General features: G+C 65.3%; 10 protein-coding genes. 1 reads left to right on the top strand and 9 read right to left on the bottom strand.

Annotated elements, in window-relative coordinates:
• Window positions 1-23: 23 nt before the first annotated feature.
• The 6 genes from ACH2CY_RS26335 to ACH2CY_RS26310 all read right to left on the bottom strand — a co-directional run bounded on the left by ACH2CY_RS26335 (window position 24) and on the right by ACH2CY_RS26310 (window position 6,674).
• Window positions 24-488, bottom strand: coding sequence for a VOC family protein (locus tag ACH2CY_RS26335; RefSeq protein ID WP_395022898.1), 465 nt, complete (start codon window positions 486-488; stop codon window positions 24-26).
• A 33-nt stretch (window positions 489-521) separates the two neighbouring features.
• On the bottom strand, window positions 522-1,694 hold the full coding sequence (locus ACH2CY_RS26330; RefSeq protein ID WP_395022896.1) for a Gfo/Idh/MocA family protein: 1,173 nt from the start codon (window positions 1,692-1,694) through the stop codon (window positions 522-524).
• A gap of 11 nt (window positions 1,695-1,705) precedes the next feature.
• Complete coding sequence (locus ACH2CY_RS26325) at window positions 1,706-2,767, bottom strand: sugar phosphate isomerase/epimerase family protein (protein ID WP_395022895.1); 1,062 nt, start codon at window positions 2,765-2,767, stop codon at window positions 1,706-1,708.
• 25 nt (window positions 2,768-2,792) lie between these two features.
• Window positions 2,793-4,118 carry a xylose isomerase gene (xylA, locus tag ACH2CY_RS26320; RefSeq protein WP_395022894.1) on the bottom strand — a complete coding sequence of 442 codons (1,326 nt, stop codon included), beginning with the start codon at window positions 4,116-4,118 and terminating at the stop codon, window positions 2,793-2,795.
• Window positions 4,115-5,572, bottom strand: coding sequence for a xylulokinase (gene xylB / locus ACH2CY_RS26315; RefSeq protein ID WP_395022893.1), 1,458 nt, complete (start codon window positions 5,570-5,572; stop codon window positions 4,115-4,117). The genes xylA and xylB overlap by 4 nt, the downstream gene beginning before the upstream one ends.
• Window positions 5,573-5,636: 64 nt before the next feature.
• Window positions 5,637-6,674, bottom strand: coding sequence for a LacI family DNA-binding transcriptional regulator (locus ACH2CY_RS26310; RefSeq protein ID WP_395022891.1), 1,038 nt, complete (start codon window positions 6,672-6,674; stop codon window positions 5,637-5,639).
• Between the two features lie 519 nt (window positions 6,675-7,193).
• Here ACH2CY_RS26310 and ACH2CY_RS26305 point away from each other — a divergent pair.
• Window positions 7,194-8,168: a threonine dehydratase gene (locus tag ACH2CY_RS26305; protein WP_395022890.1), complete on the top strand. Its 975-nt coding sequence runs from the start codon at window positions 7,194-7,196 to the stop codon at window positions 8,166-8,168.
• Here the strand turns inward: ACH2CY_RS26305 and ACH2CY_RS26300 are convergent.
• The 3 genes from ACH2CY_RS26300 to xylF all read right to left on the bottom strand — a co-directional run bounded on the left by ACH2CY_RS26300 (window position 8,165) and on the right by xylF (window position 11,439).
• Window positions 8,165-8,953, bottom strand: a complete 789-nt coding sequence (locus tag ACH2CY_RS26300; RefSeq protein WP_395022888.1) for an ATP-binding cassette domain-containing protein — start codon at window positions 8,951-8,953, stop codon at window positions 8,165-8,167. The genes ACH2CY_RS26305 and ACH2CY_RS26300 overlap by 4 nt on opposite strands.
• A gap of 14 nt (window positions 8,954-8,967) precedes the next feature.
• Window positions 8,968-10,272 carry a sugar ABC transporter permease gene (locus tag ACH2CY_RS26295; RefSeq protein ID WP_395022887.1) on the bottom strand — a complete coding sequence of 435 codons (1,305 nt, stop codon included), beginning with the start codon at window positions 10,270-10,272 and terminating at the stop codon, window positions 8,968-8,970.
• 123 nt (window positions 10,273-10,395) lie between these two features.
• Window positions 10,396-11,439 carry a D-xylose ABC transporter substrate-binding protein gene (gene xylF, locus ACH2CY_RS26290; RefSeq protein ID WP_395022885.1) on the bottom strand — a complete coding sequence of 348 codons (1,044 nt, stop codon included), beginning with the start codon at window positions 11,437-11,439 and terminating at the stop codon, window positions 10,396-10,398.
• Window positions 11,440-11,647 lie beyond the last annotated feature (208 nt).

Genomic DNA, 11,647 nt, shown 5'->3' with positions numbered 1-11,647 from the left:
GTTTAGTGAATTACAACAGCGGCCTACTCGGCCGCGTTGGCCTCGGCCTTCATCTTCGATTGCGGCATCTCATCGCCTTTGATGCCGGTGCTCTCAGCGGCATTGAAGACCAGCTCGATATGGACGCCGTTCGGATCGACGATGAAGAGCTGGTGCTGCTCGAGGGCGGGCACGACCCGCTCGCGGAACTTCAGGCCGAAGCCGGCCAGGCGGTCCTGATACTCGGCGAGGCCCACGCAGCGGAAGGCGATGTGATCGATCGAGCCGGAGCCCGGCCCGTCCTTGCGCTCGCCGACATAGTCGCGCAACGCCTTCTCGTCGTCGGTGATGGTGATGATATGCACCGTCGGCACATCGCCGATATAGAGCCAATGACCCGGGAAGTTGAACGGCGGGCGCCAACCTTCCTTCAGGCCGAGATACTCGGTGTAGAAGCGCACCGTCTCTTCCGGCTTCCGCGTGCGAAGCGTGTAGTGATCGAGCTTCATGGCTGCTCTCCTTCACTGATGATGCTGGGGGCGTCAGGCCCCCAGCTTAACCCACTTCCCGCCCTTGGCAGAAGACTTCAGCACCGCCTCGATGAAGGCCATGCCCTTCACGCCGTCGTTGATGGTCGGGAAGATGACCGCTTTGTCGGGCTTCTTCTTCGACCGTGCCGCCCGGATCGCATGGGCCGCTTCGGTGTAGATGTTGGCGAAGCCTTCCAGATAGCCCTCGGGATGTCCCGGCGGCACGCGGGTGACGCGACCGGCGGACGCATTGGCCGAGGGCGAGCCGCGGGTGATCAGCTGCGGCGCCTGGCCGAACGGGAACCAGTGCAGATGGTTCGGGTGTTCCTGGTGCCATTCGAGGCCGCCCTTGGTGCCGTAGACCCGGACCTTGACGTTGTTCTCGTTGCCGACGGCGACCTGGCTGGCCCAGAGCATGCCCTTGGCGCCGCCCTTGTAGCGCAGCAGCACGTTGACGTTGTCATCGACCTTGCGGCCCTTGACGAAGGTGTCGACATCGGAGAGCACGGAATCCAGCTCGAGGCCGGAGACGAAGGCAGCGAGGTTGTGGGCGTGGGTCCCGATATCGCCGATGGCGCCGCCGCCCGACTGCTTCGGATCGGTGCGCCAGGCGGCCTGTTTCTGGCCGGTCTTCTCGATCGGGTTGGTCAGCCAGTCTTGCGGATACTCCGCCTGCACGACACGGATCTCGCCCAAGTCGCCGTCCTGCACCATCTGCCGCGCGTGCCGCACCATCGGATAGCCGGTGTAGTTATGCGTCAAACAGAAGACCAGGCCGCTCGACTGCACGAGCTTCTGCAGCGCCAGCGCGTCTTTCAGGTTGGTCGAGAGCGGCTTGTCGCAGATGACATGGATGCCGGCCTTCAGGAAAGCCCGCGCCGCCGGAACGTGGACATGGTTCGGGGTGACGATCGCCACCGCTTCGATCCCGTCCTTGCGCGCTTTCTCGGCCGAAGCCATGGCCTCGTAATCGCCGTAGGAGCGGTCGGCGGCGATGCCGAGCGCCTTGGCCGAACGGATCGCCTTCTCCGGCGAGGAAGATAGCGCCCCCGCCACCAGCTCGTAGTGATCGTCCATACGCGCGGCGAGACGGTGCACGGCGCCGATGAAGGCACCCTCGCCGCCGCCCACCATGCCGTATTTGATCTTGCCGAGCGCGCTGTCGCCCCTGCCTTCGATGGCCATCTTACTTCCCCTTACGCCAGACCGAGGGCGCGGCGATTGGCCTTCTCATCGACGCCGGCGGCGGCGAAATCGTCGAAGGCCTTCTCGGTCACGTGGATGATCTGATCGCGGATGAAGGCCGCACCTTCGCGCGCACCGTCTTCCGGATGCTTGATGCAGCATTCCCATTCCAGCACCGCCCAGCCCTTGTAGCCGTACTGCGCGAGCTTGGAGAAGATGCTCTTGAAATCCACCTGGCCGTCGCCGACCGAGCGGAAGCGGCCGGCGCGGTTGATCCAGGGCTGGTAGCCGCCATAGACGCCGGTGCGGCCGCTCTTGTTGAACTCCGCGTCCTTCACATGGAACATCTTGATGCGGTCGTGATAGAGATCGATGTATTCGAGATAGTCGAGCTGCTGCAGCACGAAGTGCGACGGGTCGTAGAGGATGTTGCAGCGCTTGTGGCCCTTCACCTTGTCGAGGAACATCTCGAAGGTGGCGCCGTCATAGAGATCCTCGGATGGATGGACCTCGTAGCAGAGATCGACGCCGACCTTGTCATAGGCGTCGAGGATCGGCTTCCAGCGCCGCGCCAATTCGTCGAACGCCGTTTCCACGAGGCCAGCCGGGCGCTGCGGGAAGGGATAGATGAACGGCCAGGCCAGCGCGCCGGAGAAGGTGACGCTGGCCTTGAGGCCGAGATTCTTCGAGGCCTTGGCTGCCAGATACAATTGATCGACCGCCCAGGCCTGGCGCTTCTTCGGGTTGCCGCGCATCTCCTTCGGCGCGAAGCCGTCGAACTGCTCGTCATAGGCAGGATGCGTCGCGACCAGCTGCCCCTGGAGATGGGTCGAGAGCTCGGTGATCTGGATGCCGTTCTTCTTGGCGATGCCTTTGAGCTCGTCGCAATAGTCCTTCGACGCGGCGGCCTTCTTCAGGTCGAACAGGCGGCCGTCCCAGGTCGGCACCTGAACGCCGACGAAGCCATGCCCCGCCGCCCATTTGGTGATGCTGTCCCAGGTGTTGTGCGGCGCGGTGTCGGCGGCGAACTGCGCCAGAAAGATCGCCGGGCCTTTGATGTTGCTGAGTGCCATGGTGCGTCTACTCCCCTAACGCGACTTACAGATAGCTGTTGACCAGATTCTCCAGGTACTCCTGCCGGCCGGAGCGCGGCTTGGGGTCGCTGTTGCTGCCCTCGACCTTCTTGGCGAGGTCGGCCAAAGAGACCTTGCCGGCGAGGATCGCCTTGCCCTCGGCGCTGTCCCATTCGGAATAGCGCTCCTTCACGTGCTTGTCCAAGGCGCCGTCCTCGATCATGCGGCCGGCGATGGTCAGCGCCCGGGCGCAGACGTCCATGGCGCCCGCATGGCCGTAGAGCAGATCGGCCGGGTCGAGCGACTGGCGGCGGATCTTGGCGTCGAAGTTCAAGCCGCCCGTGGTGAAGCCGCCCGCCTTCAGCACATAGTAGAGGGCCAGTGCGGTGTCCGAGATGTTGTTCGGGAACTGGTCGGTATCCCAGCCCAGCTGCGGGTCGCCACGATTCATGTCGAGCGAGCCGAAGATGCCCAGGGCCGCCGCGAGTTCGATCTCGTGCTCGAAGCTGTGGCCGGCGAGCGTCGCGTGGTTGTTCTCGATGTTGACCTTGATCTCGTTCTCGAGGCCGTAGGCCTTCAGGAAGCCATACACCGAGGCGGTGTCGAAGTCGTATTGATGCTTGGTCGGCTCGCGCGGCTTCGGCTCGATCAGGATCGTGCCCTTGAAGCCGATCTTGTGCTTGTGCTCGACCACCAGGTTCATGAAGCGGCCGACCTGGTCCAGCTCGCGCTTCAAATCCGTGTTGAGCAGGGTCTCGTAGCCCTCGCGGCCGCCCCAGAGCACGTAATTGGCGCCGCCCAATTCATGGGTCGCCTCCAGCACGTTCTTCACCTGCGCCGCGGCCCAGGCGAAGACTTCCGGGTTCGGGTTGGTGGCCGATCCCGCCATGTAGCGGCGGTGCGAGAAGAGATTTGCCGTGCCCCAGAGCAGCTTCACCTTGGTCTCCTCCATCTTCTGATGGAAGACGTCGATGATGGTGCGGAGGTTGCGGTTGGATTCGGCGAAGCTCGCCCCTTCCGGCGCCACATCGCGGTCGTGGAAGCAGAAGAACGGCGCGCGCAGCAGGCGGAACATCTCGAAGGCGACGTCGGCCTTCATCTTCGCCATCGCCATCGGATCGCCATCCGCGAACCAGGGGCGCTCGAAGCTCTGGCCGCCGAAGGGATCGTTGCCCTGCCAGCAGAAGGAATGCCAGTAGCAGACGGCGAAGCGCAGGTGATCCTCCATCCGCTTGCCCAGCACCTTGGCATCGGGGTCATACCATTTGAAGGTGAGCGGGTCCTTGGAGTCCTTGCCCTTGAACGGGATCGGATCGGAGATCGGGAAGAACTTTGAGATCGGCGCGTTCATGTGAAGGCTCCCTTCAGTGCGGGGTAGAGAGAACGGTAACGGCGAAATGTCTCGTTGTAGTGCTGGACCAAAGCCGGCATGGGCGCGATGGTCTCGACGCGCTTCGGCGGCTTGCAGACTGCGGACGGACTCTCGCCGGTCGCGGCCATGCGCCCCAAACGCGCGGCGCCGAAGGCACCGCCCTGCTCGCCACCGGCAAGACGGCTCAACGGCAGGCCGAGCACATTGGCCATGATCGCGACCCAGAGCCGCGACTGCGAGCCGCCGCCGATCGCATCGGCCGCCTTGATCTTCGTGCCGGCTTCGGTCAGCGCCACGAGGCAGTCCCGGAAGGCGAAGGCGACGCCTTCGAGCACCGCCTGGGTCATCTGGGCGCGCGTGGTGTCGTGCGAGATGCCGTAGAAGGCGCCGCGGATGTTGGGATCGTTGTGCGGCGTGCGCTCGCCCGAGAGATAGGGCATGAACAAGAGCGGGCTGGGTTCCGTCACCTCGCTGCCGAGCTCGGCGACCAGCTCCTTCTCCGTGCTCTTGGCCGCATGCGCCCACCAGGTGAGCGACGACGCCGCCGAGAGGATGACGCCCATCTGGTGCCAGGTGTTGGGGATCGCGTGGCAGAAGGCGTGGATCGGCAGGTTCTTGTTGGGCGCAAAGCCGGCTGTGGTTGCCCAGAGCACACCCGAGGTGCCGAGCGAGACCGAGGCATCGCCCGGATGGATCGCGCCGAGGCCGACCGCGGCGGCGGCATTGTCGCCGCCACCGCCGGCGATCACCGGCGGCTTCGCCATGCCCCAGCGCTGCGTCAGCTCGGGCTTCAAGGTCGCGGAGACGGCGCTGCCTTCGACCAGCCGCGGCATCTGCTTGCGCGACATATGCTGGCCGGCCAGCAACTCCTCCGACCAGTCGCGCTTGGCGACATCGAGCCAGAGCGTGCCGGAGGCGTCCGACATGTCCTCGACCATCTCGCCACTCAGCAGATAGCGCAGATAGGCCTTCGGCAGCAGGACAAAGGCGACCTGTTTGAAGATCTCCGGCTCGTGGCGGCGGACCCAGAGCAGCTTCGGGCCGGTGAAGCCCGGCATCGCCGGATTGCCGGTGAGCTTCGAAATCTCCGGCCATTGCTTGGCGATCTCGATGCATTCCTGCTCCGAGCGGCCGTCGTTCCAGAGGATGCAGGGCCTTAAGGGATCGCCGTTCTTGTCGAGGAGGGTGGCGCCGTGCTGCTGGCCGGAAAGGCCGATGCCCAGAACCGCCGCCATCTCCTTCGGGTGCTTCGACTTGATCTCGTCGAGGGTCTTCAAGGTCGCGGTCCACCAGTCGGCCGGCGCCTGCTCGGACCAGGTGGGATGCGGGCGCGAGACTTCGAGCGGCGCGCTCGCGGTCGCGATCACCGTGTCGTTGCCGTCGACCAGGATGGACTTGACCGACGACGTGCCGAGATCGATGCCGATGAACAACGCCTAACCTCCCCTATCCGGCCTATTCTTTTTTTGTTTCGCCGCGGCCGATGCGGCTTCGAATTTATGGCAGATTGTCCCGCACGAAGATATCGATCCGGATGCGTTCCTGGTCGGGAACGATCGCCTGTTTCAATCCCAGGGCCATCAGCACGCGGGCGGCGGAACGCGCCTCGTGGCCGGGGTCCTGGTTGATGACGGCATCCATGGTGCCGCGCATCAGGAAACGCCTGGAATGTGCGGTGAGCTCATGGCCGACGAAGATCACGTCGCGGGCGCGGCCGGCGGTCTCCAGCGCCTCGGCGATGCCGCGGTTGCCCGCACCGGCGTTGTAGATGCCGACCAGGTCCGGATGCTCGGCCAGCAAGGCCTCGACCACCGCGCGGGCGCGCTCGCCTTCGTCGCGGCCCTCGCGCACGGCGAGCGCGCTGAGCTGCGGATAGTCGGCGGCGAGCACCTGCTGGAAGCCATAGATGCGCTCGGCATGGTCGCGCAGCGAGAGACTGCCGGCGAGGATCGCGACCGGGCCGCGGCATCCGCCGGCGAAGCGGCCGAGCAAGGTCGCTGCAGTTCGGCCGGCCGCGGAATTGTCGATGCCGACGAAATGCGCGCGCTTGGAGCCCGGCACGTCGGAGACCAGGGTCACCACCTCAATGTCGCGGGCCTCGAGATCGTCGATCGCCTGGCGCACCATCGGGTGGTCGAGCGCCACCACGGCGACGCCTTCATAAGAGTCGTCGATGCCGTCGAGGGTCTTGGCGAGAGCAGCGGGATCGAACACGTCGGTCCAGATCACGTCGGCGAAGGCGCGCTGATTCTCGAGCCAGCTGCGCGCCGCCTCGACCTGATCGGCCAGCAGGCGCATGAAAGTGTTGTTGCCGGCGGGGAGCACGAAACAGAAGCGCTGCACCGATCGGCGCGCCAGCTTGGCGGCGATCGGATCGGGGCGATAGCCGAGCTTTTCCAGGCTCTGCTCGACCGCATAGACCGAGCGCGAGGAGACGCCGGGACGCCGGTTGATCACGCGATCGACGGTGGCGAGGCTCACCCCCGCTTCACGCGCCACATCCGACAAGGTCATGCGCATCGGCCGTTCGATCATGGCCGGTACTCTGCAAATCTCGACTGAGGTACGCAAGTCAAAACACGTCAGCGCACTGCAGCAAAGTGCACGGCAGGGACCGGCGCGGATGATGTCGGGGTTGAAAAGGGGAACCGCCGGCCAATGGGTCCCTGCCTTGGGGAGAGGCGGGGGATGGCCGGCGGTACCGAGCGCCACCCTTGGGGGGCAAGCGCTCTGGGGACTTCGCCAAGCTGCGGGGCCAGGCAGGGGTTACCGGCGGCGCAGCGGGATTCTCGAGTTGTTGTGAGGATTATCCTACGCGCCGGCTCTTAAATTTGCGTTACCAAAGCGCGATAATGGGATTAAGAGCCCAGATCAGCGCAGCACTGCAAGGCTTTCGATTTTCAGCATTCACGCGAATCGCCGCGGTGCAGCACCCGAAATAATTATCGCAGCGCCGGCTGGGGAAATACCGGGGCGACTGCAAAACCTCGGCCGATGCTATGGTCGCTCGCCGCGGATAAGCACGCGTATGTTCATGCCCGAGGAAGGATGCGAATGACCCTGTTCAGCCGCGACTCGCTCAACGAAGCCGCCGCCCTGGTGCACCAGACCGTGCCGCCGACGCCGAGCTTTGCCTGGCCGCTGCTCGCCCGCGAGATCGGCACGACGGTGGTGGTGAAGCACGAGAACCACACGCCGACCGGCGCCTTCAAGGTGCGCGGCGGGCTGGTCTACATGGATTCGCTGCGCCGCGCGGGCAAGCTGCCGATGGGCGTGGTGACCGCGACCCGCGGGAACCACGGGCAGTCCGTCGCGCTCGCCGCGGCGAAATTCGGCGTGCATGCGGTGCTGGTGGTGCCCGAGGGCAATTCGGTCGAGAAGAACGCGGCCATGGCGGCGCTGGGCGGCGAGGTGGTGATCTCCGGCCGCGATTTCGATGAGAGCCGGGGCAAGGCCGCCGAGATCGAGCGCGAGCGCGGCTATCACTATGTCCCCTCCTTCCACGCCGACCTGGTGCGCGGGGTGGCGACCGCATCGCTGGAACTCTTCACCGCGCACCGCGACCTCGACGCGCTCTATGTGCCGATCGGCATGGGCTCCGGCATCTGCGCGGCGATCACGGCCCGGGACATCCTCGGCCTCAAGACCGAAATCATCGGCGTCGTGGCCGAAAATGCGCCAGCCGTTGCCATCTCCTTCGACGCCGGCAAGCCGGTGCCGACCGCGACCGCCCGCACCTTCGCGGATGGCCTGGCCTGCCGCGATCCGCAGCCCGAGGCCCTGGCGATCATCGCAAAGGGCGCGGCGCGGATCCTGCGGGTGACCGAGGACGAGATCGCCGCGGCGATCCGGCTCTATTACACGGCGACGCATAACATGGCCGAGGGCGCCGGGGCCGCGGCGCTGGCCGCCTTGATCCAGGAGCGCGACCAGCAGAAGGGACGCCGCATCGGCGTGATCCTTTCCGGCGGCAACATCGACATGCCGGTCTTTGGCCGCGTGCTCGTCGGCGAGACGCCGAAGGTTTAGGCCGCCGCGGTCGCCGGCTGCTTGCCGAGGATGATCATGCCAAGGACGTCGTCCTTGGTGACGTCCTTGGTGTGGACGGTGCCGACCAGCTTGCCGTTCTTCATGACGCTGATCCGGTCGGAGAGATCGAAGACGTCGTGCAGGTCGTGGCTGATCAGGAAGATGCCGAGGCCTTCCTTGCGGAGCTGGCGGATCAGTTCATGGACGCCGCGGGCCTCCTGCACGCCCAAGGCCGCGGTCGGCTCGTCCATGATCAGGATGCGGGCGTTGAAATGCACCGCCCGGGCGATCGCCACCGATTGCCGCTGGCCGCCGGACAGGACCGAGACCGGCGAATGGAACTTCACGAAGTTCGGGTTGAGGCGCTTCATCACCTTGCGGGTGGCGTCCTCCATCGCCGCCTCGTCCAAGAGCCCGCTGGGCAGCAGGATTTCGCGGCCGAGGAACATGTTGGCGCAGGCGTCGAGATTGTCGGCCAGCGCCAGGGTCTGGTAGATGGTCTCGATGTTGTAGTTCCGCGCGTCGCGGGCGTTGTGGATCGGCGCATGCTTGCCGTCGATCCAGATTTCGCCGGAATCCGCGTGATAGGCGCCGGACAGCACCTTGATCAGAGTCGACTTGCCGGCGGCGTTGTGGCCGACCAGGCCCACCACCTCGCCGGGATAGAGGTCGATCGTCACGTCATCGACCGCGCGGATGCCGCCGAAGCTGACCGAGATATGCCGCATCTCGACCAGCGGCGCCTGTCCCTGTCGTACGGGGCCCTGCTGATGCAGGTCGTTCATTGGGGTCCCTTGGGTCATAGCCGGCGCCGCCGCTGATAGAGTTGGTCGACGAAGACCGCGACCACCAGCACCAGGCCGGTGACGATGTTCTGCAGCGAAGCGTCGAAGCCGAGCAGCGACATGCCGCTCTGCAGGCTCTGGATCACGATCGCGCCGAGGATGGCGCCGGCGATGGTGCCGACCCCGCCGGAGAGCGAGCAGCCGCCGATCACCGCGCCGGCGATCACCTTCAATTCGTCCAAGGTGCCGATCGAGTTGCCGGCCGATTGCAGGCGCGCCGAGGCGATCGAGGCGGCGATCCCGCAGAGCGCCCCCATCAGCACGAAGACCCACAAGGTCATGCGCCGGATGTCGATGCCGGCGAGGTTCGCGGCTTCCGGATTGCCGCCCATGGCGAAGACATAGCGGCCGAAGCGGGTGCGGTTGAGCACCAGCGTCCCGCCGACGGCGAGCACGATGACGATCAGCACCGGATAGGCGATGCCCTCGGCGATGCTCAAGCCGCCTTCGGGAATGGTCCAGCCCTTGAGCTCGGCCAGATGCTTCACCGCGCCGGACGGCATCTCATAGGCGATCATGGTCGCCGCAAAGGCAATCACCAGGGCGCATTGCCCGCCCACCACGATCACCTCGGCCCAGACCGGGCGAACCGGGAATCCGAAGCGCACCTTGCGCCGCCGCCGGTGAATGGCGGCAAAGGCGATCGCCACCACGGCCAGACCGGCGACGATCCAGCTGCCTGTATCGCCGAGCGTGCCATAGGCGCCGCCGCCCAGCAGGACGAAGGTGTCGTCGAGCGGCGCCACCGTCTGCCCGGTCGTGACCCACCAGGCACAGCCGCGCCAGATCAAGAGACCGCCCAGGGTGACGACGAAGGACGGCACGCCGAGATAGCCGATGATGAGCCCGTTGATCGCGCCGAGGAAGGCGCCGATCAGAATCCCGGAGATCACCGCGACGATCCAGATCGAGGGATGGCTGAGGCCGACCAACTGCGGCAGCCAGCGCGCCTGGATCACGCCCATGATCATGGCGGTCACGCCCAGCAGCGAGCCGACCGAAAGATCGATCTGGCGGATCACGATGACGAAGACCATGCCGATGGTCATCGCCGCCACCGAGGCGGTCTGGGTCGAGAGATTGTAAAGGTTGCGCGGCGTGATGAACTTGCCGTCGGAGAGGATGTGGAAGCCGACCCAGATGACGATCAGGCTGGCGACCATGCCGAGCAGGCGCTCGTCGATCTCGAGGCGGGCGAACAGGCGGCGGAAGGTATTCATCCCCTGACGATCACCGGCGGCGGCTGTCGTAACGCTCATCGAGAATAGTCCAAGTGAAGAGACGATGAAATGTCCCGCCCGCCCCCTCAGCGATCGATAGAGAGGGCCGGGCGGGTTCAGGTGTGGAGAGTGAGTCTTACGCTAGAGCCCTAATTGCAGCCCCTACTTGCAGACGGCGATCTTGCCGGCCGGGACGCCCTGGCAGACCTCGTCCTTCGAGATCCAGCCGGCGTCGATCACCACATTGAGGTTGTCCTTGGTGATCGGAACCGGCTTCAGGAAGGTCGAGTTCATGGTGTTGCCGCCCGGGCTTTTGAACTGCACGGTGCCCGGGACGTCGGTGAGCTTGGTGCCCTTGGCGAGCTGCACGGCGATCTCGCCGGCGGCCTTGCCGAGCTCGCGGGCGTCCTTCCAGACCGAGACGGTCTGGGTGCCGACCGCGACCCGGTTCAGAGCGGCCTTGTCGCCGTCCTGGCCGGAGACCGGAATCCCCTGCAGGCCCTGCGCCGTCAGCGCCGCGACCACGCCGCCCGCGGTGCCGTCATTGGAAGCCACCACCGCATCGACCTTGTTGTCGGCCTGGGTGAGGATCTGCTCCATGTTCTTCTGCGCGTTTTCCGGCTTCCAGCCGTCGGTGTATTGCTCGCCGACCACCTTGATGTCGCCGCTGTCGATCGCGGCCTTCAAGACCTCGAGCTGGCCTTCATGCAGGAAGTCCGCGTTGGGATCCGCCTGCGAGCCCTTGATGAAGACGTAGTTGCCCTTGGGCTGCACCGCAAAGACGCCCTGGGCCTGCATGCGGCCGACTTCCTTGTTGTCGAAGGTGAGGTAATAGGCGCCCGGATTCTCGATCAGGCGGTCATAGCCGATCACCGGGATGCCTTCGTTCAAGGCCGCGGTGATCGCGGGCTCGATCGACTTCGCGTCCTGGGCCAGCACGATCAGCGCCTTGGCGCCGCCGGCGATCAGGCTCTGCACGTCGTTCAATTGCTTGGTCGGATCACTCTGTGCATCGGCACTGATATACTTGGCGCCGGCCGCGGTCAGCGCCGCCTTGATCGCGGCTTCATCGGTCTTCCAGCGCTCTTCCTGGAAATTCGACCAGGAAACGCCGACCACCAGGTCCTGGGCGCTGGCCATTGCAGAGCCGAAGACCGTCGCGGCGAGTGCCATTGCCGGCACCGCCCATCGCAGATGTCGCTTCATTGTCAGTCCCTCCCGTCAAAGGTGCCTGCTCGTTGCCTCAGGCCCATCGTCTCGATTGGTTCGAGGCGATTGGTTTCACAGCCCGTTATTAACTTCGAGCATTGAACTTAATTTGCGGTGGATGAGCCGGAAGCGTCAAGGGGGATTCCCATCAGACAAAAGTCGAAGCTGGGCAGGCGCGCGGTTTTGCGGCGCAACATATTGCTGT

The organism is Dongia sp. (genome assembly GCF_041905885.1).
Taxonomy (GTDB): Bacteria; Pseudomonadota; Alphaproteobacteria; order Dongiales; family Dongiaceae; genus Dongia.
Note: the sequence above shows the minus strand (reverse complement) of the source record. Positions and strands in the feature narration are given on the sequence as shown.